21 protein-coding genes and 1 other RNA gene are annotated in these 24,499 nt (G+C 38.9%); 16 read left to right on the plus strand and 6 right to left on the minus strand.

Annotated features, from left to right (window positions below):
- Positions 1–232 precede the first annotated feature (232 nt).
- Positions 233–835: a hypothetical protein gene (locus Q1A31_RS03155; RefSeq protein WP_299872231.1), complete on the plus strand. Its 603-nt coding sequence runs from the start codon at positions 233–235 to the stop codon at positions 833–835.
- Here the strand turns inward: Q1A31_RS03155 and Q1A31_RS03160 are convergent.
- Positions 824–1,639: a DUF4184 family protein gene (locus tag Q1A31_RS03160; protein ID WP_299872233.1), complete on the minus strand. Its 816-nt coding sequence runs from the start codon at positions 1,637–1,639 to the stop codon at positions 824–826. The genes Q1A31_RS03155 and Q1A31_RS03160 overlap by 12 nt on opposite strands.
- Before the next feature lie 125 nt (positions 1,640–1,764).
- Here Q1A31_RS03160 and ffs point away from each other — a divergent pair.
- The 4 genes from ffs (at position 1,765) to recR (ending at position 5,236) form a co-directional block, all read left to right on the plus strand.
- Positions 1,765–1,861, plus strand: an RNA gene (gene ffs / locus Q1A31_RS03165) — signal recognition particle sRNA small type.
- Between the two features lie 303 nt (positions 1,862–2,164).
- Positions 2,165–4,183 (plus strand): DNA polymerase III subunit gamma/tau, encoded by a 2,019-nt coding sequence (gene dnaX / locus Q1A31_RS03170; RefSeq protein WP_299872236.1) that lies wholly within the window; start codon positions 2,165–2,167, stop codon positions 4,181–4,183.
- Positions 4,184–4,229: 46 nt separating this feature from the next.
- Positions 4,230–4,562 carry a YbaB/EbfC family nucleoid-associated protein gene (locus tag Q1A31_RS03175; RefSeq protein ID WP_299872239.1) on the plus strand — a complete coding sequence of 111 codons (333 nt, stop codon included), beginning with the start codon at positions 4,230–4,232 and terminating at the stop codon, positions 4,560–4,562.
- Between the two features lie 71 nt (positions 4,563–4,633).
- Positions 4,634–5,236, plus strand: coding sequence for a recombination mediator RecR (gene recR, locus Q1A31_RS03180; protein WP_299872242.1), 603 nt, complete (start codon positions 4,634–4,636; stop codon positions 5,234–5,236).
- Positions 5,237–5,402: 166 nt separating this feature from the next.
- Here recR and Q1A31_RS03185 read toward each other — a convergent pair whose 3' ends face one another.
- Complete coding sequence (locus Q1A31_RS03185; RefSeq protein WP_299872244.1) at positions 5,403–7,148, minus strand: NAD-dependent malic enzyme; 1,746 nt, start codon at positions 7,146–7,148, stop codon at positions 5,403–5,405.
- 180 nt (positions 7,149–7,328) lie between these two features.
- Positions 7,329–9,512, minus strand: coding sequence for a malate synthase G (locus Q1A31_RS03190; RefSeq protein ID WP_299872247.1), 2,184 nt, complete (start codon positions 9,510–9,512; stop codon positions 7,329–7,331).
- Between the two features lie 321 nt (positions 9,513–9,833).
- On the opposite strand from Q1A31_RS03190, the gene aceK reads away from it, so the two are divergent.
- Positions 9,834–11,588: a bifunctional isocitrate dehydrogenase kinase/phosphatase gene (gene aceK, locus Q1A31_RS03195; protein WP_299872250.1), complete on the plus strand. Its 1,755-nt coding sequence runs from the start codon at positions 9,834–9,836 to the stop codon at positions 11,586–11,588.
- Between the two features lie 168 nt (positions 11,589–11,756).
- Here aceK and infA read toward each other — a convergent pair whose 3' ends face one another.
- Positions 11,757–11,975: a translation initiation factor IF-1 gene (gene infA, locus Q1A31_RS03200; protein WP_131905196.1), complete on the minus strand. Its 219-nt coding sequence runs from the start codon at positions 11,973–11,975 to the stop codon at positions 11,757–11,759.
- 325 nt (positions 11,976–12,300) lie between these two features.
- Between infA and fabD the strand changes: the two genes are divergently transcribed.
- From fabD to Q1A31_RS03250, 10 genes are all read left to right on the plus strand, one after another.
- On the plus strand, positions 12,301–13,236 hold the full coding sequence (gene fabD, locus Q1A31_RS03205; RefSeq protein ID WP_299872260.1) for an ACP S-malonyltransferase: 936 nt from the start codon (positions 12,301–12,303) through the stop codon (positions 13,234–13,236).
- 72 nt (positions 13,237–13,308) lie between these two features.
- Positions 13,309–14,052 carry a 3-oxoacyl-ACP reductase FabG gene (fabG, locus tag Q1A31_RS03210; RefSeq protein WP_299872659.1) on the plus strand — a complete coding sequence of 248 codons (744 nt, stop codon included), beginning with the start codon at positions 13,309–13,311 and terminating at the stop codon, positions 14,050–14,052.
- 116 nt (positions 14,053–14,168) lie between these two features.
- Positions 14,169–14,405 carry an acyl carrier protein gene (acpP, locus tag Q1A31_RS03215; protein ID WP_131905194.1) on the plus strand — a complete coding sequence of 79 codons (237 nt, stop codon included), beginning with the start codon at positions 14,169–14,171 and terminating at the stop codon, positions 14,403–14,405.
- A 116-nt stretch (positions 14,406–14,521) separates the two neighbouring features.
- A complete protein-coding gene (gene fabF, locus Q1A31_RS03220) occupies positions 14,522–15,766 on the plus strand; it encodes a beta-ketoacyl-ACP synthase II (protein ID WP_299872265.1) in 1,245 nt (414 codons plus the stop codon).
- A 114-nt stretch (positions 15,767–15,880) separates the two neighbouring features.
- Positions 15,881–16,915, plus strand: a complete 1,035-nt coding sequence (mltG, locus tag Q1A31_RS03225; protein WP_299872268.1) for an endolytic transglycosylase MltG — start codon at positions 15,881–15,883, stop codon at positions 16,913–16,915.
- Positions 16,912–17,556 carry a dTMP kinase gene (gene tmk, locus Q1A31_RS03230; protein WP_299872271.1) on the plus strand — a complete coding sequence of 215 codons (645 nt, stop codon included), beginning with the start codon at positions 16,912–16,914 and terminating at the stop codon, positions 17,554–17,556. The genes mltG and tmk overlap by 4 nt, the downstream gene beginning before the upstream one ends.
- Positions 17,556–18,587 carry a DNA polymerase III subunit delta' gene (gene holB / locus Q1A31_RS03235; RefSeq protein ID WP_299872274.1) on the plus strand — a complete coding sequence of 344 codons (1,032 nt, stop codon included), beginning with the start codon at positions 17,556–17,558 and terminating at the stop codon, positions 18,585–18,587. The genes tmk and holB overlap by 1 nt, the downstream gene beginning before the upstream one ends.
- An 83-nt stretch (positions 18,588–18,670) precedes the next feature.
- Positions 18,671–19,072, plus strand: coding sequence for a PilZ domain-containing protein (locus Q1A31_RS03240; protein WP_299872277.1), 402 nt, complete (start codon positions 18,671–18,673; stop codon positions 19,070–19,072).
- A gap of 314 nt (positions 19,073–19,386) precedes the next feature.
- Entirely contained in the window at positions 19,387–20,160 is a 774-nt protein-coding gene (locus Q1A31_RS03245; protein WP_299872280.1) for a TatD family hydrolase, read from the plus strand.
- Between the two features lie 145 nt (positions 20,161–20,305).
- Positions 20,306–21,520, plus strand: a complete 1,215-nt coding sequence (locus Q1A31_RS03250; protein ID WP_299872282.1) for an acetate/propionate family kinase — start codon at positions 20,306–20,308, stop codon at positions 21,518–21,520.
- 555 nt (positions 21,521–22,075) lie between these two features.
- On the opposite strand, the gene Q1A31_RS03255 is transcribed toward Q1A31_RS03250, so the two are convergent.
- Positions 22,076–23,716, minus strand: coding sequence for a SulP family inorganic anion transporter (locus Q1A31_RS03255; RefSeq protein ID WP_299872285.1), 1,641 nt, complete (start codon positions 23,714–23,716; stop codon positions 22,076–22,078).
- Positions 23,717–23,817: 101 nt separating this feature from the next.
- A complete protein-coding gene (locus tag Q1A31_RS03260) occupies positions 23,818–24,447 on the minus strand; it encodes a hypothetical protein (RefSeq protein ID WP_299872288.1) in 630 nt (209 codons plus the stop codon).
- Between the last annotated feature and the right edge of the window lie 52 nt (positions 24,448–24,499).

Here is a 24,499-nt window from a genome sequence, read left to right on the forward strand (position 1 = left end):
CCAGATCCTCCCAGACATAAGAAAAGCGAGCCTCAGATGAAGTTCGCTTTCTAATGGTAAACTGTGGGACAGTAGTGCCTAGCTCTGCATAAATTTTATTTACGTTTTTAAAAACATAAACGAAATATCACTTAAAGTAGGGGGGTGACTTTAGTTTTAATCCCTCCCTGCTATATGGCAATTGATAAATGCAGAACATTGATACTGAGCAATTTAACCTTATACTACTGATATGTTTCGATTTACACTTTTCCCTATTCTAATCATATTCGGCACCTTGTTGTTTGGATTAGTCTCCTATTTCATTTATCGAAAAATAAAAAATATAATTCGCTCCGCCTATGAGAAAAGTGCTGCGCTCGCTGCAGAGAAACAGCAACAATGGAAAGATAAAGAAAATAAAAAGCACTTTCCCTACATGTTGCAAAAGGGCTTTGAAACCTATGACAATATTAGTCAGACAGCTGACAAACTACCCAGAGAATGGTCATTACAGTTACAACCATTAACCACACAAACGAAACAAATCTTAGATGAATTGGCTTTTAAAGTAGCCTCAATCAATGAAGATAAAAAGAACGCAAACGATAAAAAAGACTATGTGATTAATAGCATGCGCACCTTCTTTATACATACACTTGATGCGTTGCAGCAGTTTGTTGAAAAAATTTCTCAGGACGCGAATCACATGTCGGTTGAACAAAAGTCCAAAGCCGAAGAGAACATTCAGGTATTGATGGCAGATTTAGCACATCACCAAACGATTCTTGATAATAAAAGAAAATTTGATTTTGATGTGCTGATGGATGTAATCAAAGCTCGATTAAAAACCTGATCGAATCCGATATTGATAGTACATGCCCATTGTTATGGTACTCGCCAAAAATGCAGCCGCTCCACCAACAATGGCATATCTCAAAAACACTTGTGCGCCATATAAGCCATACATAACATCCGTCTCGGGCATCTTCATAGCACCTAAAAACAATCCACCCAAAATACTTGAGACAGCAATAAAGACAAAAGCCAGTATGGCTAGGGACTTTGGTGCTCGCCAACCCGGTACACTATTAGTTTTGCAGGCTTGTTTAGATTGATCTTTATTTCTGTTTAACCATTTCATACCCCAAAACATCAGTAACGCTAATCCAAATAATGAACTGAAATGCTGTAATACCCGGTACGGCATAATGTCATAGCCATCAACAGAAGTTAATGGCACATCCATCCAGTGAACGAACTGTGGTAATCCCGTATGATGGGTGAAAAAGTCCCAAATAATGTGTGTAAGCGCACCTAGCACTAGCGAGAACACCAGTATATGACTAGGTATTTCTGGCAACTTCCCCTGAAATAAATTATTTCCAAGATGATTTTGCACTAATTTCGGTAAAACAGATGCAATCACGGGTGCCATTAAAAAGTGATACAAGAAATACACGGTTAATCCCATTGGAATACAAAACAGGTATAAACCAATCAAGGAATGACTATCCATGCGCTGATGAACCAGAAATGGAGTGATATACGCAATATCAGGAGTCATGCTACCAATAATCAATGGAGACATGGCGCCGTACTTGCCCAAATACTTATATAAGGGGATAACAGCGACAGTATGTGAGACAGTAAATGGCATTTATGCGTTTTTTAGTTATTGAGCTATTGTGAAAAAAGTCATCTTCCCTCATAATTCGCCGCTCTGCAATATTCACCTGTTTTAACGGTTATATTGTAGGTTAGTTATCTTTCAGTGGAGACTCACATTGGTTCCCTCGCGACGATAAACTGCGAACCCCGCCAGGCCCGGAAGGGAGCAACGGTAGTAGTGGATTCGGGTGCCGAGGTGTAGCTGGTGTGGGCCTCCTCCAACTAACTTATGTCTCTAGTTTTATTCTTCTTTTTTACCTCATTTATTTCTTTATCATTATCCCTGATTCGTGTTTCACGATCTTTCCAGCTTATTATTCATTTTAAAGAATTTAGAAAAAATGATTAGCCATGACTCAGCGTAGTTATCGTTGGAATGCAATGACGTAGCCTGTAGTACGTTATTTTCGTTATCAAAGAATAAAAAAACACGTAAAAGTAGGGGGGTGACATTTTTCATTTGAAATAACTGATTTTACTATTGTTATTCTCCTGATTCATTTATGATTCTTCTATGAGTTATCAAGTCCTAGCAAGAAAATGGCGACCGCAAAATTTCACTGAAATGGTCGGCCAAGAGCACGTATTACGTGCCTTAATAAATGCCCTGGACAGCGACCGTCTGCATCACGCGTATTTATTCACCGGAACTCGCGGTGTCGGCAAAACGACCATCGCCAGAATTCTGGCCAAATGCCTGAATTGTGAAACTGGCGTGACCTCAAAACCCTGTGGTAAATGTAATAGCTGTCTAGAAATTGCTGCTGGAAGTTTCCTTGATTTGATCGAAGTCGATGCGGCATCACGTACTAAGGTTGAAGACACCCGCGAATTACTCGAAAATGTTCAATACGCACCCACCAGAGCCCGTTTCAAAGTTTATCTGATTGACGAGGTTCACATGCTTACCGGTCATAGTTTCAATGCCTTGTTGAAAACGCTGGAAGAACCACCGCCACACGTTAAGTTTTTGTTTGCGACAACTGATCCACAAAAATTGCCAGCCACGGTATTATCACGTTGTTTGCAATTTAATCTAAAGCGTATGCCTTTAGAGAAAATCACTTCACATCTGTCTTATTTATTAGAACAGGAGTCCATTGCTTTCGAAGAGCCTTCGCTTAAGTTATTAGGTAAAGCCGCTGATGGTAGTATGCGCGATGCCTTGAGCCTGTTAGATCAGTCTATTGCTTATTCTGGTGAAACAGTCACCGAAAAAGCAGTACGCGACATGCTGGGCACGGTTTCTCACGAACCTTTGGTGTCGATCCTGGAAACCGTTTCAACAGGTGATGGAGCAACTCTTTTAGGCCAAGTGGATGAATTAGCCTCAATAAGTCCTGACTTCGACGCTAGTTGTGATGCTTTAATTTCTGTATTGCATCAAGTCGCTGTGCAACAGGTCGTTCCTGATGCAATTAATGATGAAGAAAGCATTAAAAATCTTGCACAGAAATTAAGCAAAGAAGACGTTCAGTTATTTTATCAAATCGCGTTACAGGGAAGAGGTGACTTATCTCTATCTCCTGATCCTAAAAGTGGTTTTGAGATGATACTGTTGCGCATGCTATCGTTTAGACCACTGAAAGCCGGTATGCAACTGGATACATCGAAAGCTGAAGCTGCTACTCATATAAGCGTAGATATAGACTCGAGCAAAAAAAAAACAGTAAGGAATGACGAAGTTTTAGCAAAAACTGAAATCAATACAAGCACTGATACTAAGTCTACAAAACAAGCTACTGCTTCCAGTGATGCGGTTGTTAGCAATTCTGATACTCCAGCGAAGCGCATAGAAAGTGCTATGTCTGAACACTCCGCACCTGATAATCTGCCATCGCCACCTATGGATGAAGCACCACCCTGGGATATAACACCAGATTACGAAAGCCTCTCTTCTACACCTCCTCTTCATAATAAAAATGCAGTAGCACCACAAATCACTGCTGCAGAGAAATCGGAAGTAAAAGAAATAACCGCAAATGAGCCCGCTACAAATACACCACCATCTCAAGAGACAAAAGAGCAAGAATCAGAACAACAAACAGAACATAGGCCAGAAGAACCACCAGCATTTCAAGCAGAAAAACTCGATCCAGAGATTGTTAAAAACAGACTAAAACTTGCATGGCACGAAGTTGTCCCCAATTTAGGTTTAAGTGGTAGAGCTGCTGAGCTTATTAAACACTGTCTGTTAGCGCGCCAGGAAGATGGTATTATTGGCTTAACCCTTGATAAGGGTAGTGAAGGATTATTAGCAGATAGTATTGAGCAGGAAATCAAAACTGCATTATGTAAATACTTCAATGCAGATTACCGATTAGAGTTAGTAGTTCAAGATACACAAACGGATGATGTTATCGATTCTGCTAGCAGTGGCAGTGAAACTCCCGCTCAAAGAGCCCAGAGAAAAGTCGATGAAACTCAACAGCAGGCTGAAGTGAATATACAGTCAGACCCTTTTGTAATTGAGCTTCAAAACAGATTTAATGCACAAATAGTGCCTGGTTCAATAGAACCCAAATCACAGTAACAACCTAGTATTTAGTATTTAAATTTAGCAAATAGAGGATATAACAATGTTTAAAGGCGGCGGACTTGGCGGAATGATGAAGCAAGCGCAAAAAATGCAGGAAGATATGCAAAAAGCGCAGGCAGAAATAGCTGCAATGGAAGTTACAGGTGAATCTGGTGGAGGTCTGGTTTCTGTCACTATCAATGGTGCACACGAATGTAAGCGTGTAAATATTGATGGCAGTCTTCTAGCAGATGATGATAAAGAAATGATCGAAGATCTCGTTGCAGCTGCATTCAACGATGCTTCACACAAAATGGCTGAGACAAGTAAGAGTAAGATGTCTGGCATTACAGAAGGCATGAATTTACCACCTGGAATGAAGCTACCGTTCTAAGCTCTAGGTATTAAATTAATAGTATTCTTAATTCAGTAAACCTTTTCTAATCTATAACCACAGTAACCCCTATGTCAGATTCTGAGTCAGCTTTGCTGAATGAGCTCGTTGTAGCGTTTAAATGTTTACCCAGTGTGGGCGCACGAACCGCGCAACGCATGGCATTTCACCTGCTCGAACATGATCGGGAAAATGGGCTTAGACTGGCAGCAGCAATGCAAAACGCGATTGAAAATATTGGGCATTGCTCTTTATGTCGAACATTGACCGAGCATGCTGTGTGTAGAATTTGTTCAGATAAATCACGTTCAGTTGAAACACTGTGTGTGGTTGAAAATCCATCCGACGTACTTGCAGTCGAACAAGCGACTGCATATCGTGGCTTTTATTTTGTGTTGATGGGAAAACTATCCCCATTAGATGGCATTGGGCCAGATGAATTAGGGCTGGATTTATTAGAAAAAAGACTTGAAGATGAACCGATTAAAGAACTGATTTTAGCCACCAATCCTACCGTAGAAGGCGAAGTAACTGCACACTATATCAGCGAATTAGCGGCTAAATATAATGTAAATACTACCAGAATCGCTCACGGTGTTCCGGTTGGCGGCGAGTTGGATTATGTCGATAGCAGCACACTTTCACATGCCTTTGATGGGCGTAGAAACTATTGATTCAGTTCTTTGTATTAATTATTTCAAAGTAGTTATTACAGTGTAGTTGTTACTGTGTAGCATTTTAAATAATGCCTTAAAGTAGGGGGGTGACTTTACAGACTATTTCTTAGCCTTGTAATGTCACCCCCCTACTTATAAGCACTTTTCTATCTGCTAGAACAAACTAAGATTCGTATTTCTCAGCAGCGACAAACGGTAAATACTCTGGTTTCCAGGAGTTTTCTGCAATTTTCTCTATATAGTTTTCAAACGTAATTTCTTTATTATGTACCAAACCTTGATCAAGCATTAATCGCATTACACGTTCTGTAATATCCTGACTTACCGCCTGTAACTCTGCAATTGGTGGGTAGATTCTGCCGGCTTCCAAATGGTGCTTGCTGGTGTAGTTAGCCAACGCATGCGCTGATTCAATGATCATACCTTCGGTGATTTCTTCACACTCACCCAGCGAACAGGCAAAACCTAATCCAGGGAAAATAAAGGCATTATTACCTTGCCCGATAATGTGTGTTTTACCACGGCTATCAACATCCGGAAAAGGACTACCAGAGGCAATAATTGGATAAGCATCAGCGCCAGTATTAATCATTGAGCACCAGTTAAAGATATCTTCGGGTACTGCTTCTACATTAGACGTAGGGTTAGACAATGGGAAAATAATTGGGTTTTTATTGTATTCTGCAACCGCTTGAATCACACGTTCTGTAAACAAACCAGCTACGCCAGTAAGACCTAACATAGCTGTTGGTTTTACATTATGAATGACTTCAAGCAGCGAAGGAATTTCACCTTTAGTATCCCAGTCTGCGCAATTTTCAGGTGATTGCATGATAGGTTTTTTGTATTCATCAGGACTGATGCCTTCAATGACTAAACCGAACTCATCAACAATAAACATTTGGCTACGTGCTTGTTCACGACTTAAACCTTCGTGGACCAAGCCATCCTGAATGACTTTTGATACGCCCACACCACCAGCGCCTGCACCAACTACCACAATACGTTGTTGCGATAGTGTTTCACCTTTTAATTTACAGGCATTTAACAATCCTGCGAGTACCACAGCGCCAGTGCCTTGAATATCATCATTGAAACTTGGGATCTGTTTACGGTAACGCTCTAGTACGGCAAAGGCTGTATCTTTGGCAAAGTCTTCCCATTGAATAATCGCTTTAGGCCAGCGTTTATGGACTGCTGCAACAAAGCTATCTAGCAAATCGTAATAGGCCTTACCGGTGAGACGTTTATCACGCACTCCAAGATAACCCGGGTCTTCGGTTAAGTCTGTTCTGTCAGTTCCAACATCCAAATCCACCGGTAATGCATTGAATGGACTGAGTCCACCACCAGCAGTGTAAAGCGCCATTTTACCGATACAAATGGCAAGTCCGCCATGACCCTGATCGCCAATACCAAGAATAGCAGATGAATCAGTCGCAACAATCATGCGTACATCATTCCACGGATAGTTATTAACGATTTGATCGGCACGCGAAATATTTTCTGCAGTGAAGGTTAGACCACGAGGAGAACGATACATGGAGCTATATTTTTGTACGGCCTTACCCACAGTTGGGGTATAAATGATCGGCATCATTTCTTCTAAATGTTCAGAAATCAGTGCGTAATACAACACTTCATTACGTTCTTGTACTGCTCGTAAGAATTGATATTTAGATAAGTCATCAGGCTGTTCAGTAAAGCCGTTATGCAATCGTGTTACTTGATGTTCTAAGGTTAGAACAACAGGAGGAAGTAGACCTTCCAGGCCCAATTCGATTCTTTCTTCATGAGAAAATGCGGTGCCTTTGTTTAGCGCTGTTAAACGTAAGACTTCAATGCCGCGGGAATATACTTCTAGGTATTTCTCTCCATTCTTCGACTTTGCATCAAAGAATGGAGACAAAGGTAACTGCGTGTTAATAACTCACCTCTTATCTGGTTAAATAATTTGCTTAAATTACTGGTTTGAAAAAACAGGTCTATATAAAAATATTATAGTAGACCAAATTTAAGCAGGTGTTATTTATTAACAATAAAATTCATAATTATTTAATAAGAAAACGATTCATTATTAATTAGAATTTTATGCAGATTTTTTTACTTTTCTATAGTGGTGTAATAGAGGCTCAGTGTAACCATTTGGCTGTTCTGCACCTTTTATTGCCAAATCAAGCGCTGCCTGAAAAGCAATATCATTAAAATCAGGAGCCATTGGCGTATAGAACGGATCATTCGCATTCTGCTCATCAACCAAAACTGCCATCTTCTTAAAGGCATCGGTAATTTGTGCTTCAGTACAAAGACCGTGATGCAACCAGTTTGCGATAATCTGACTAGAGATTCTCAATGTTGCTCTATCTTCCATCAAGCCAACATTACGCGTATCAGGAACCTTAGAACAACCAACGCCTTGATCAATCCAGCGAACCACATAACCCAACATACTCTGAGCATTATCTTCCAGTTCTTCGATGAGTTTTTCACGACTAAGAACATATGATGAAGGCGTTAATGGAATAGTAAGAATAGCATCCAGACTGGCATTTTCGCGGCTCGCTAACTGCTCTTGTACTTCATCAACATTAACATAATGATAATGCATTGCGTGTAAAGTCGCCGCAGTAGGAGAAGGTACCCAGGCGCAATTTGCACCCGCTAATGGATGTTGGATTTTTTGCTCTAGCATATCCGCCATTAGGTCCGGCATTGCCCACATACCTTTACCGATCTGCGCTTTACCGCGTAAACCACACTCAAGACCGATGTCTACATTCCAGTCTTCATAAGCTGCAATCCATGGCTCGCCTTTAAGTTCTGCTTTAGGTAAAAATGATCCCGCTTCCATACTGGTGTGAATTTCATCACCGGTGCGATCGAGGAAACCAGTATTGATAAAGATTAAACGATCACGTGCTTCATAAATACAGGCTTTTAGATTGACCGTAGTGCGTCTTTCTTCATCCATGATCCCAACTTTCATGGTGTTTTTAGGTAAACCTACGGCTTTTTCAATCGCTGTAAACAAATCAACCGTTAAACGCACTTCTTCAGGACCGTGCATTTTAGGTTTAACGATATACAGACTGTTGGTTTTAGAGTTTTTAAATTGGCTGTCACCTTTTATATCGTGGATATAAATTAGCGCAGTCATTAAACCGTCCAAAATACCTTCTGGTACTTCTTCGCCATTAAGTAAGACGCTATCTGTGGTCATCAGATGACCTACGTTTCTTACTAGTAAAACACTACGACCCGATAAGCTAAATGATTCACCAGTAGGGCTGGTGTATTCACGGTCAGGATTTAGTTTACGGCTAAGCGTTTTACCGTTCTTTTCGAATTTTTCTTCCAAGGTGCCTTTCATAAGACCAAGCCAGTTTCTGTAAACTAATGCTTTATCTTCGGCATCTACCGCTGCTACTGAATCTTCACAATCCTGGATAGCGGTTAACGCTGCTTCCATGATGACGTCTTTAATACCAGATGTTGATGATTCACCAATGACTGAAGTCGGGTCTATTTGAATCTCAATGTGTAAACCGTTGTTAACAAATAACAGCGTCGAAGTAGTTTCTTGTTCAGTTGAACCAACAAATGCATCTGCATTTTGTAGTTCGGCTATGTGGCCATTGTTAAGATAGATTTGAAGATTTTTGTGACCTTCTTTGCCATCAATGTTCGTTAGGCTGTAAGCTGATACTTCACTGTGACTACCCGTTGTAAGAGGCAATGCCTTATCAAGAAAAACATTGGCTAGTTCTATAACTTTCTTGCCGCGTTCTGGATTGTACTCAGAACCTTTAGCCAGTGAGCCTTCATCTGGAATGATATCTGTTCCGTAGAATGCATCAAAAAGACTTCCCCATCGAGCATTTGCTGCATTCAATGAGAAACGTGCATTGTTGATAGGCACAACTAACTGCGGACCGGCAATCGTTGCAATTTCAGGGTCTACATTTTCAGTAGTAATACTGAAATCTGGCACTTCATCGACGATATAATTAATATCTTTTAAGAACTGCTTATACTCCTGATGACTAAATTCCTGGCCCTTATTCTGTTTGTGCCATGTATCAATCTGCTCCTGGATACTATCGCGTTTAGCCAACAACTCTTTATTTCTTGGGGCGAATTCTTCTAGAACATTTTGCATACCTGCCCAGAATTGATCTTCCTCAACACCAGTGCCTGGAAGAACTTCGTTAGTTACCAAATCATAAATAGCTTGGCTTATTTGTAATTTATCTTTCTGTACGTTTGATGTCATATTAATTACTTTTCTGTTAATTTATTATGGGTAATCTAATTAGATAGATATCTGAATCACCTAATAGATTAGCTTATTCAATGCTATGTGCAAGTAAGATTGAATTAAGTAATCTGGTTTATTAAAGCTATAACAGTGTTCATATGTAATAAGAAATATGTTCCTATTATCAATTAGAGATATAAATAGCGTAAAAATCGTAAAATATACCCCTAAAGTAGGGGGGTGAGAGATAGAGATATATACAATTATAGTAGAGTCAAAATAGTAATACCAAACTACAGCTAAAAACATTAATTAAACTGAGCCTTAAGTCACAGCATGAATCTATCCCGAACGATTGCCAAAAAAATCCTTAAAGGATTCAATAAACACTTTAGAATTTTTACTGAAATTACCGCAGGCGCTCAAGCCAGATTTGAAACGTGTGACTGGAAAGCGGATCGATTGGCATCTCGACATAGAATTGAATTTTACGATTCTCGTGTAAAAGAAACCGTCAAATACTTAAAAGAGAATTTTGATACCCGTCCAGAAACATTTGATCAGGATTGTTGGAAAAAAGTAAAAGGGCACTTCATACTGCTGTTACAAAATCATCAACAGCCAGAACTTGCAGAAACTTTCTTTAATTCAGTTTTCTGTCGAATATTCCCCATTGAATTTTACACCAACCTGAATATATTTCTCAGAAGCTCTGTTGCTACTGAATATATTGATTCTGAAGTGCCTACCTACGAAGCGTATTACCCTGCCAATACAAGTTTTTACAAAGCGATCAAGCTGATTCTCAATCATTCAACTTTATCCATACCGTTTGAAAACTGTCATAGAGATTGCCGTCATATGGCAAAGTCTATCTGCAAATATATGAAGCATGGTAAGCGTGATGCGGATCTGAATTTTCAGTTTCAGGTTATCAATGCGCTTTTCTACAGAAACAAAGCCGCTTACATTGTAGGCAAAGCGATCAATGGGCATAACGAATATCCGTTTGCAATTCCTTTACTGAATAATGAAAAAGGCGGCATTTATACGGATGCATTGTTAATTGGCGAAGATTCAGTATCACGACTTTTCAGTTTTTCGTATGCTTATTTTATGGTGGAACACCCAGTTCCTTCGGCTATTGTTAGTTTTTTGCAAAAGCTGATGCCACAAAGAAAAAAGGAAGCTTTGTATTCTTCTATCGGCTTACACAAACAAGGTAAAACTGATTTTTACCGAGGCTTTCTACATCATTTAGACTATTCAGACGACGACTTAATCCTGGCCCCGGGTATACCGGGAATGGTTATGTCAGTATTTACTCTGGCTTCTTATCCTTATGTATTTAAGCTGATTCGAGATCATTTTGCGCCACCCAAAGAAATAACGCGTCAACAAGTTGAAGAAAAATATCAATTAGTAAAACAGCATGACCGTGTTGGCAGAATGGCAGACACTCTTGAATTTTCAGAAGTATTATTACCACTAAATCGCTTCACAGAAGATTTACTGAAAGACTTAGAATCAACGTGTAAAAGTAGTATTCGCATTGTTGAAGATCGCAACGGCGTGAAACAACTGAATATTAAACACATGTATATTGAAAGACGCATGCAACCACTGAATATGGCTTTGGAAGAAGCAGAACGCAAAGGTCGTTTAGACGAAATCGATACACTGATTTTATCATTTGGCGATGCAATCAAAGAGCTCTGTGCGGCAAATATATTTCCCGGTGATTTATTATATAAAAACTTTGGCGTAACGCGTTTACGTCGAGTAGTGTTTTATGACTACGATGAAATTGTCTACCTAACCGATTGCAACTTCAGAAAGATTCCCGCACCACGAAATCCCCAAGAACTAATGGCTGCAGAGCCTTGGTATAGTGTTGGGCCTGACGATGTTTTCCCTGAAGAGTTTGCGCGATTTTTATTAGGTAACGACCACATAAAAGCAGCTTTCATGAAATATCATGCTGATTTACTGGATGCTAACTTCTGGATTCAAAAACAGGAAAATATCAAGAATGGTATTTTTGAAGATGTATTCCCGTATCCACAAAAATTCCGTCTAAAGCGAGATTAAACAGGCAATAGAATACATGTAGGCTATTAGAAAACTGATAGTCTATGTAATGAATATGGGGCTAAATTGATAGCCGAATAATTCTGAGTTTGAGTGGAGGGGATATGACTTGCTGTTTTAAAGCTATGTTATAGCTGTGTTAAATTAAAACAGTTAAAGTTTACTGCCTTATTTACTACGGTAGGTGATACGACCTTTAGTCAAATCATAAGGTGTTAACTGGACAGTGACTTGGTCACCCGTAAGTATGCGAATGTAATTCTTACGCATACGACCAGAAATATGGGCATTTACAATATGTCCATTTTCCAACTCAACTTTGAATGTAGTATTAGGTAGTGTTTCAACTACTGTTCCTTCCATTTCTATACTTTCTTCTTTTGCCATGCTTTTAAATCTAGTTCCTTTTGGAGTCGGCGTATTATCCATTACTTACTATATTTAACAAGTAATTTCTGCCTATTATGATAATCCAGAGCTTAACCCTGTATTTATTTCCATTATAAATACCAAACTTGATTAAAGCTTGTGATAAGTTCTGTTCTGAGGAGATTTTGATACGAAGTGAGTGTAATTGAATTTATGCATTTAACCCGTGTTTACACAGTAACTGTGTGATACTTATAATCTTAATCTTCAACATATTAGAGTGTGCATAATCACCTAATACATATATCATATGGGCGGAATTTTACATCACAAGGATTTTATAATGCAATTTGCAGCGGTTTTTCCAGGTCAAGGTTCTCAGTCAATAGGCATGTTAGGTGAATTGGCAACAGAATACCCAGAAATAAAAGCAACTTTCGAAGAAGCATCAGATGCAATCGGTAAAGACTTGTGGTCGATGACTATTGCAGATGACGCGACTGAACTTAATAACACTGAAAACACTCAGCCAGTTATGTTAGCGGCAGGCGTATCAGTCTGGAATTTATGGCTAAAAGTAGGGGGGTGTACTCCAGTTGGTATGGCAGGCCATAGCTTAGGTGAGTATTCCGCCTTAGTTGCTGCTGGCGTATTAGATTTTAAAGACGCTATGCAATTAGTGGCAAAACGTTCTAGCTTGATGCAACAGGCAGTTCCAGCTGGCGAAGGTGCAATGGCTGCAATACTTGGTCTGGAAGATGATCAGATTGTAGAAATTTGTGGCTCAGTAGGGGAAGGAATAGTTGAAGCAGTTAATTTCAACTCACCCGGTCAGGTTGTTATTGCAGGTAACACAGCATCTGTGGATGTGGCGATTGAAAAATTAACAAAAGCTGGTGCAAAACGTGCGATTAAACTTCCTGTTAGTGTTCCGTCACACTGTAGCCTAATGAAAGATGCAGCTACACAATTAAGCGAAAGCCTATTAGCTACTACTTTTAACAATGCTGAATTTGAAGTTTTACAGAATGTTGAAGCGAAAAGTTACGCAGATGCTTCAGAAAAACAATCAGCATTGGCAAAACAACTTTATAAGCCAGTGCTTTGGACTGATACCGTCAACAATCTAAATAAAGTGCAAGGCGCTGACACCATTATTGAATTTGGTCCTGGTAAAGTGTTGTTTGGCTTAAACAGAAGAATTAACAGAGCGCTCGGTAGCTTTTATGTGAGTGATCCCGCATCACTAGACAAAGCACTTGAGGCATGTAACGCATAACTAAACTGTAAAAGAAATCATATAAGAACCAGCACAGAATAAACCGCTTAATAGATAGGAGAAGAATACGTGATTAATTTAGAAGGAAAAGTAACACTTGTAACAGGCGCCAGCAGAGGAATCGGCAAAGCCATTGCTGAATCACTGGGTAAAGCGGGCGCAACGGTTATCGGAACTGCTACCAGCGAATCAGGGGCTGATTCGATTAGTGCATACTTTAAAGAAGCTGGAATCAATGGTGTCGGCAAAGTTTTAAACGTAACGGAAACTGATTCTATTGATGGCTTAATAAAAGACATCACTACTGAATTTGGAGCTATCACAATACTTGTAAACAATGCTGGTATCACTCGCGATAACTTGATGTTAAGAATGAAAGAAGATGAGTGGAACGATATTATATCGACCAATCTTACTTCTGTTTACAGACTTAGCAAAGCCTGCTTAAAAGGCATGATGAAAGCCAAGCAGGGACGCATCATTTCAATCTCTTCTGTTGTTGGCGCTACCGGTAATGCAGGTCAGGCAAATTATGCGGCAGCAAAAGCTGGCGTAGTAGGTTTCTCAAAATCTCTGGCACAGGAAATTGGCTCTAGAGGAATTACCGTCAATGTGGTTGCGCCTGGTTTTATCGATACCGATATGACACGTGAATTATCAGATGATCAAAGAGATGCTCTGCTAAAGAACATTCCTCTGGGCAAACTAGGACAATCAGAAGATATTGCAAATGCAGTACTGTTTTTATCTTCTGATATGGGTGCTTATATTTCAGGAGAGACACTGCACGTCAATGGTGGCATGTATATGTCTTAAATATTAGGCAATTAATCGGCACAATATAATTGTGTCGATGCTTGAATTTCTCTACAATAGCCTAATCATATATTCAGTACGAATATGTTTTTTTTAAATTAAAGGAATAAACAATCATGAGTGATGTTGAAGCACGCGTTAAAGGTGTCGTAGTAGAACAATTAGGAGTTGATGAGTCTGAAGTTACAAATGCAGCTTCTTTTGTCGATGATTTGGGCGCGGACTCATTAGATACTGTTGAGTTAGTTATGGCTCTTGAAGAAGAATTCGGAACTGAAATTCCAGATGAAGAAGCAGAAAAAATTACTACAGTTCAGTTAGCGATTGACTACGTAAATAATAACCAAGGTTAATTATTAGTCACAAAAGCTGTGAGAAAACCGCAGAACTATTTAGCCTTGAGAGTTACTTGAGCTTCTATAGTCGCTGCGGTTTTTTTATATTGTTTTATCAAAAATAGGATTTTCTAGTGTCAAAACGTCGAGTAGTTGTTACAGGTCTTGGAATTGTTTCTCCCGTAGGTTCTCAAATAGAGAAAGCCTGGAAAAATATCATTGAAGGTGTCAGCGGTATCAATAAGATATCACCTGATTTATTTGATGCGACTGACTTTTCTGTAAAAATTGCAGGAAACGTTGATGACTTTAATCCTACCGATTACATCACCCCCAAAGACCAGAAAAAAATGGATCCATTTATCCATTATGGTATTGGCGCTGGAACTGATGCACTTAGAGATTCTGGTTTAATTGTAACCGATGAGAATGCAGATAGAATTGGCGTAATTGTCGGATCTGGAATCGGTGGTGTAGGCTCTATTGAAAAGAACAGCAAAGCCTTTTTAAACGGTGGACCACGTAAGATTTCACCTTTCTTTGTTCCTAGTACCATAGTAAATATGGTTGCAGGTAACTTATCTATCATGCATGGCTTAAAAGGTCATAACATGTCTCCTGTATCTGCTTGTGCAACAGCAACCCATAGTATTGGTGATGCAGCGCGTATGATTAGTTATGGTGATGCAGACGTGATGCTCGGCGGTGGTGCAGAAATGTGTTCAACCCCATTAGGAATTGGTGGATTTGCAGCGATGCGTGCGCTATCAACACGTAACGATGATCCAGAAGCAGCAAGTCGCCCATGGGATAAAGATCGCGATGGGTTCGTCCTTGGTGATGGTGCTGGTGTATTAATTTTAGAAGAATATGAACACGCTAAAGCGCGTGGTGCTGAAATTTACTGTGAACTTGCTGGTTTTGGCATGAGTAGTGATGCTTATCATATGAGTGCACCACTAACGACTGGTGAAGGTGGAGCGCGTTGTATGAATCACGCACTCAAAGATGCTGGTTTGAACCCGGAAGATATTGATTATATCAATGCACACGGTACTTCTACACCTGCTGGCGATGTTGCAGAAACCAATGGCATTAAACTGGCCTTAGGCGATCATGCTAAGAAAGTAGCTGTTAGCTCAACAAAATCTATGACAGGTCATTTACTAGGTGCTGCAGGCGGTATTGAAGCAGTATTCAGTGTGCTGGCACTTCGAGATCAAATTCTTCCACCTACGATTAACCTAGACAATCAAGATCCAGAATGTGATTTAGATTATGTCCCTAATACTGCGCGTGATGCCAAAATTGAAGTTGCGATGAGTAACTCATTTGGTTTCGGTGGTACAAATGGTACGTTAATCTTTAAAAAGATTTAATTTAATCAGTTAACGTATTATTTGATATTTTTATTAAAATCATATTAAACAAGTAATTAGAAGAAGCTTTTAAAGCTTCTTCCGGTATTTATAGCGAATAAATAGAGAGGAAACATGAGATTCTTTTTTAAAGTGTTCTTACCTCTTTTTCTTATAATTGCGGGTGCAGCATCATTCTATGCCTACACTCAATTCAATGCCTTCAAAGCAACTAAACTGTCTAACGATGTAGCTAGCTTTGAAATTAAAAAAGGCAGCAATATAAAAACAGTTGCAAAGAATTTAGAACAAAACGAAATTCTTAGACCCGCCATTCTCACTAGAATTCTTGCCAGAATTACTAAACAAGACACCAAAATCAAAGCCGGTGAATACGCTCTTAAAAAAGACATGACACCCAATGATGTTTTAACATTATTTGCATCAGGCAAAACCATTCAATATCAAACACGAATTCCTGAAGGAACAAAGTTTGGTGAAATCGTTGAAATAATTAAAAGTGATAAAAATTTAAAACAAACACTGACCGATGATGATTATAAAAATATCATGTCAAAACTTAAAACCAAGTATCAGCATCATAAACCAGAGGGCTGGTTTTACCCTGATACATTTAGTTATCCAAGAAATACCACAGACCTACAATTTCTACAGCGTAGCCATAATGCGATGCTTAAATTACTCAATAAGGAATGGGGAAAACGTAAGCCATTTAAAGGGATAAAAACACCTTACGATGCATTGATCCTTGCCTCTATTATTGAAAAGGAAACAGGTACTCCTGATGATCGTGGAAAAGTAGCACGCGTGTTTATCAATCGCTTAAAAAAAGGCATGCTATTGCAAACAGATCCAACAGTAATTTACGGCATGGGTGATAAATACCAGGGAAATATTAGAAAAAAAGATTTGCTAAAAGATACTCCCTATAACACTTATACCAGAAAAGGTTTAACACCCACGCCTATTGCTACACCCAGTGCTGCTTCTATTAAAGCCGCTTTTAATCCAGCTGAAGGCGATATGTTATATTTTGTCGCCAAGGGCGATGGTTACTCTCACTTTTCTAAGACCTATAAAGAACATAAAAAAGCCGTTATTAAATACTTGCTAGGTGGCAAGGCAAGTCGCTACAAAGGAAGTCAATGAATCAGATAACTGATACAAATAACGGCCAAGGTTTGTTCATCACATTCGAAGGTGTTGAAGGTGCGGGTAAAACAACTAATATTGAGTATATAGCTGAAAAGATAATAGCATCCGGACATGAAATACTGCTAACCAGAGAGCCGGGTGGAACTGAATTAGGTGAAGCGATTCGTGAATTACTGATATCTAAAGAATTTCCAGAAATGCATCACAATACTGAATTATTACTGATGTTTGCTGCAAGAGCCGAGCACCTACAACGCAAAATCATTCCAGCACTAGAACAAGGTAAATGGGTCTTATGTGACCGCTTTACAGATGCGACTTATGCATATCAAGGAGCAGGACGAGACATTGATCAGGATAACATACAAATATTAGAGAACCTGGTACAGGGAACTTTACGACCTGACTACACTTTCCTTTTTGATATTGATGCTGATATTGGCTTAGCAAGGGCAAGGAGCAGGGGAGAGACAGATCGTTTCGAACAGCAGCATATAGACTTCTTTAATCGTGTAAGGTCTGCCTACTTGAAAATGGCAGATGAAAACCAAAAACGTTATCGTATCGTGAATGCTCAATATGATTTGCAAACCGTTCAAACTCAAATAGATAAATTATTGAGTCAGATTCTATAATGCAAGATAGCACTCACAATCCAGTTAAAGCCCAACAACCAAATGCTAAATCATTCCCCTGGCATGAAAAAAACTGGAAGTATTTTACCCAGGCTCGTACTTCGGATCATCTACCACATGCTTTATTACTGGTAGGGGAAGAGGGTATTGGTAAATATTTTTTAGCTGAAAGAATGGCTAAATCTTTACTCTGCATACAACCAGTAGCATTCGAAGCCTGTGGTAACTGTCAGTCATGCAAGACCTATGAATCGGGGGCGAACCCTGATTACACTAAAATAGAATTGGCTGAAGACAAGCAACAAATTAGTGTTGATCAAATACGAAAATTGAGTGAGTTTTTAACCTATAGCCGAAGTTTTAACACACATCGCGTAGCCATTATTAATCCAATAGAAAGGATGAATAATAATGCGGCCAATAGCTTACTCAAGTCACTGGAAGAACCCGCAAATAACAGTGTCATCATTCTGGTGGCTTCTCATTTAGGTAAAATATTGCCGACCATCAAAAGTCGCTGCCAATTAATTTCAGTTGCTAGTCCAACACACAATCAGGCTTTAGATTGGTTTAAACAGAATCATGCTGAAGTGGAACAAGCTGAATTGCGTTTAAATATAGCGGCTTATAAACCGTTAAAAGCATTGAGTATTACTGATGAAGATATCACCCAAAGATCAAACTTTCTGGAGGATCTAAGCAATATAGTTAACGGCAATTTGAGTGTTGTTGCTACCGCTAAAAAGTGGGAAAAAATCAATCTTGAGTTGATTCTTAATTGGCAAATCACCTGGGCACAACAACTGATAAAAGAAGCTGAATGTGGTTCTTCAACGTCAGAAAATAATAACAATAATGAAACAGACAGGCTTAATCAAATTCAACATGCCTTATTCTCACAAATAAAGCCCGATAAACATTGGCAGTTATATCAACAACTGATTAAGCAAAAACAGTATATCCATACGTCTGTTAATACTCTGATGTTTATTGAAAACATGTTACTGTTATGGCTAGAAGCAGGTAGATAAAACTGATAAATAAAAATACATAATTTCAGTCACTTAACCGCATTTAAAACAATAATTACAACAAAATATAGTCGCGTATAATTATGGATATTCAAGAAGATAACATCAAACACACAAACGCTGTTGCTGCAAAAGAACAAGAAGAAAAGCCACAAAGAACCATTTTAAAACTGACACTCAACGATGTTGCGGCACTTCATTCTAGCTTTATGCCTTTTGTTAGAGGTGGAGCCATCTTTGTTCCCACTAAAAGTGAAACATTCAATTTTGGGGATGAAATCATTGTTTCTATGCACCTCAAATCAACGGATAAGAAACTCGCCATTCCGGGTAAAGTCATGTGGATTGCGCCTGAATCATGTGAGCGTGGAACACAAGGCTTAGGTATTCAGTTCATAGGCACAACAAAAGCCAAAGTAAAATTGATCATTGAAACTATGCTGGGCAATAGAGCAAACGTACCACCGTTAGTGCGTAATTATTAAATACTACAATAACGATCAATTCGGTTAGTCGTTTTATATCGTTGATTGCGATTGCTCATTATTATCAGTTACAGTATCAGCAACAGTCTTATTAACTTATCATTTATAACATTGCACTAACAGTTTCATTAAAAAATATTACTTCTTTAAAAAAAGATCCAATATGCTGTAAGTTGATGATATTTAGTGTGTTTTATATAATTGAAATCAATCAAAATTACATTAAACCAGATAATTCGCGCCTTTGTACTATTGCAATAAATAGCTATTGTATTATATTATTATTTAATTATTTAATTATGTAGTTTCCTAATATGCTTACCGATTCGCACTGTCATCTCGACAAAATTGATTTGAGTCATTTCGATGATCAATTCTCAAATATGATAGATGCAGCTAAAGAGGCTGATGTCAGCCAGTTTTTATGCGTTTGCATTGACACGGAACACTTCCAGGATGTGTTGAAACCCGCTCAACAATATTCAAATATCTATTGTTCTGTAGGAGTTCACCCAACGCATCAAGACTCTTATGCGCCGACAGTTGAAGAGCTAATTGAACTCGCACAGCACAAAGAAGTTATCGCAATCGGCGAAACTGGACTCGATTATTTCAGATGCGAAGACGATGATATGACATGGCAACATGATCTATTCAGAACGCATATAAGAGCAGCGATAGAAACTCAGAAGCCACTCATTATCCATACCCGTTCAGCCAAAGAAGATACGATTCGTATTCTGGCTGAAGAAAATGCCGAAAAGGTGGGGGGTGTCATGCACTGTTTTGCAGAAGACTGGGAAACTGCTCAACAAGCCATGGAACTTAATTTCTATATTTCTTTTTCAGGCATCGTTTCTTTCAATAGTGCTAAAGAGTTACAAGAAGTTGCGAAGAAAGTACCTGAAGATAAATTCCTGATAGAAACTGATTCTCCCTGGTTAGCGCCTGTGCCGAAACGTGGCAAACCTAATCAACCTGCATATGTTAAGTATGTGGCCGAGAAGATGGCTGATTTACGTGGCTGTAGCTATTCACATATTGCTAAAGTATCGACAGATAATTTTAATCGACTATTTAAGCTATAAGTAAAAATTAACAAGCATATTCACAAATATTCGATCTTTGAAAATATTGAAATAACATAATACATTCAATAAAAACCTCTCTAAAGTAGGGGGGGTGACCTTAGATCGAATAGTAAGATACTATTTTTAAAGGAAAGTTTTAGTCATGATTGATGTCGTCTTAGTAGTAAATTCAGGTTCATCAAGTTTAAAATTCGCATTATATCCTGTCAGCACAGAAGTGACTGAACCACTTATGGTGGGAAAAGTCATAAGAATAGGTACAGATCCTCAGCTTATGGCTTCTATCGGTCATGAAGCTTTAACAGTTACCGAACCTTTTGATCATATTCCTAAAGATGCAACCCACGAATGGTTAATTACCAACCTATTAGAACGACTATATAGTCGCTATGTTTCGTTTCACCCCGTTGCAGCAGGACATAGAGTCGTACATGGCGGCAGTGAATTTCATCAGCCGATCGTTATCAATGACGATAATATGGAGATTTTGAAAAGCTATATTCCGTTAGCGCCATTACACCAGCAGCACTGCCTAGCCGCGATACAAGCGATAACAGATCATTCACCAGAATTACCTCAAGTTGCCTGTTTTGATACCGCTTTTCATCACACACAAAACCGTTTAGAGAAGATCTATGCGATTCCTCGTAAATATACTGAAGATGAACTGATACGTTACGGATTCCACGGAATCTCCTATCAATATATCGCTTCATGCTTATCAGCAAATCTGGGTAAAAAAGCAGATGGTAAAGTTATTGTGGCTCATCTTGGTAACGGTTCAAGCATGTGTGCACTACACAATAAACGCAGTGTTGCTACTAGCATGGGATTTAGTACGCTAGATGGATTAATCATGGGAACTCGCTGTGGCTCAATCGATGCAGGTTTGATTTTAAATCTATTAAATGAAAAAGGCTTAAGTGTCGATGAAGTTCAAGATATTCTTTATAACCAATCTGGGTTATTAGGTGTTTCGGGCATCAGTAATAATATGCGCATTCTTGCAGAAAGTGATGACCCTAAAGCCAAAGAAGCTATCGAATTATTCTGCTATAGAGCGGTAAAAGAAATAGGATCTCAAATAGCCGTTATGGGTGGTCTCGATGCGATAGTTTTCACTGCCGGTATTGGTGAGAATTCTGCGTTAATTAGAAAACTTATTTGTGAGCCATTAGCATGGCTTGGAGTAGAGTTAGATGATAATGCAAATGAAAATAATCACACTAAGATAAGCAGTGATCAATCTACTATCGATGTCCATATTATTCCAACCAATGAGCAAGCGATGATTGCTATTTCTACTTGCGATTTAATTGATACTGAGATTCAGACTTTTAACAGAAAATCAGCATAGGATAATACTAAGTAAATAATAAACTACCAGCCGCATATATACGCTGAACGTTTTCTGGAAACTCTATAGTTCGTCCAGTAGAATCTGAAACGCTTTTAGCAAAAGAAAGCTGCATAGAAAAAACTGCGTTACTAACAGTACAGTAGTAAAATAAAGAGTGTGTCTCTTATGTTAATTTTAATAAGAACATTAATAGATAAAATATCCATAAACATAACCTAAGCGTTAATTATTAATCTGAATCTATTGCTTCAAAAAATTAAAGTCTGCTGTGGACATAGTAATAACGAAAGTTTAATTTAATAACTTACACATTATTGTAAATAACGATTTACTATAAATTAAATACATTTAACAAAGAATTTTGAGATCCAGTAAAGCCCACAGAATAAAGCATTACAGCTATATTTGTGTTAAAACTACAATTAGGGTGGCTATGACTGTAGATACCTATAAGTACGCATAATCTATATTATGTTAAATACAGTATTTGATACAGAGTAGCGGATTTGCAAACACTTTCATTTCTCACTAAATTCTTAATCTGTGACTCAATTACAAAGAAGCCGCTTCAATCGCAGCTTCTCTATTTTGTTTAATACTACCAGCTGGCAATTTAGATATTAGTCCTAAATTATTTAAACGATTCATGGATTGCTCATTTGCCCCCGCAATGAAGACAGCACGTTTAGCCCTAAGCATATCAAGAATGGCTTCTTCTAACGCTAACGCAGCTGATACTCCCAAGTAACTGACATCGGTTAAATCAACCACAAGCGAGTCGCGGCCCTCTACTTCAGAATTTCTACGACTAATAACTCGAGAAGTTCCAAAAATCATTTTGCCGCGCATGTAGAAAAGAAGAATTCTGTTGTTAGAAGCTTTCATCATTTCATATTCACGATCATTAAGCTTCAAGTCTGACTCATCCGGATCCAGTACAGCTTTCACATTAACTTCCTGTAACTCTGAAAGACGCGTAATTGTCATGACATTCGCAACAAACAAGCCTATACCTACAGCAACAATCAAATCTACAAATACGGTAAGTGCAATGACACTGTAAGTTATTACTGTGCCCTTGAGAGATATTCGATGGGCACGTTTCAGAAAACCCCAATCAATAATATCTATCCCTACTTTTAGAGCGATACCCGAAAGTACTGCAAGCGGTATAATTGCAGTCAAACCCGCAAGCCAGAAAACGACAACAACCAGTAATGCAACTCTAACAAGTCCAGCAAGTGCACTTTGTGAGCCAGCCTGAATTCCAACTACTGTTCCCATCGTCGCCCCTGCTCCTGGTAATCCTCCAAATAAGCCAGACATGATGTTCCCTATTCCCTGTCCGATTAATTCTTTATCTGAATTATGCTGAGTACGTGTGAGACTATCAGCAACAACAGAAGTAAGTAATGCATCGATACAACCCAGTACACCAAGAACAATAGCATCGACAAACATAATCTGCCATTGGTCCACACTGAATACGGGAACTCTAAACTCAGGCAATCCAGTAGGTATTTCACCTATGCGTCGAATATCGCTGTTAGTGAATAAGAGAATTGAAATCAAAGTAACAACAACGAGCGCCAATAATTGTGGTGGAAAATAGCGTTTAAATCGACTGGGCATTAAAAACAATATTGCTACAGTAATAACACCTAAAATAAGCTCATGGACTTTTATATCGGTAAACAAATCAGGTATTTTTTGTAGAATCGTGATAACCCCTCCAGAGGGGTTTGCGTGGCCTAACAATGGACCAATCTGAAGAATAATAAGGATTATTCCGATTCCAGACATAAACCCAGATACCACGCTATAAGGCATCATAGTAACGAATTTACCCAATCGCATGGCACCAAATGCCATTTGGAAAAGTCCCGCCATCACTACTACAGTGAAAGCCATCGATAGACCATTTTCAGGATCAGAAGCAATAAGCTTTGCAATTACAGCAGTAAACACAACAGTCATTGGTCCTGTTGGTTCCGACATCAAAGTTGGAGAGCCACCAAAAAGAGATGCGAAGAGCCCAACGAGTATTGCACCATAAAGACCCGCTTCAGCCCCTGCCCCAGAAGCTACACCAAACGCTAATGCCATCGGCAATGCAATAACAGCGGCTGTTATGCCACCAAACGCATCACCACGGATATTTCGTAAATTAATCTCATTAAATATAGATATCATGCTTGGGGTAGTAAAATCCTTATGGGCAATATTAAATAAGTCTAAACTTTTTTAAATTCTGCTCTGTTTCTTTCAGAATTTACATAGAAATGGTCTACATTTTAAAGCCCAGCTTGCTGATTCAAATTGGCTATGGCACGTTCGGCTGCATACATAGCCTGTTGTGTTTCAGCTTCACTACCCATCATTATGAGTCGCCCAAATGAACCAAAAGCCTTCATATCTACTAATGTGACATGAGCACCTTTTTCAGCTTCGTTTGCTGCATAAACAATGTAACCAGCAGGCTCAGTTTCCAGAATAAACATGCTTTTACCCGGAATCATCATAGAGCCCATACGAACCTGACGATTAATTAAGGTTGCATGATCTGGCGTAACTGAACAGATAATTTCTTTCCATGCAATTTTGCATTCATCTCGTTGCGAAATATTTTGTTTTATTTCACTAAGGATGGAGCCACCAGCTGCCTGAACTTCACTTTGATTACTGTAATGAATTTCCATTGAACCAAAAGCGCGTTCAACAACCTGTTGCCCTAGTCTCACATTAGTTTGTTTAAGTGCGATATCACTGAGGCGATGTACAGCCATACTGGGCGAGACTTCAATCCACAAACAAGCATCTCCAGGAATAGGAAGAAACCCTTGTGAACTAGTGCCGAGGTAAGAGGCTAGCTGAGGTTGTAACGAATCTATAAACGAATAGACACGTAGATTTACATTATCCATTCTTAGAAATCCCTTTTTCCGTTTTTACATGCAAGAAAAATTGTTGTCTGTT

The sequence above is a fragment of the uncultured Cocleimonas sp. genome (assembly GCF_947495625.1).
Lineage (GTDB): Bacteria > Pseudomonadota > Gammaproteobacteria > Thiotrichales > Thiotrichaceae > Cocleimonas.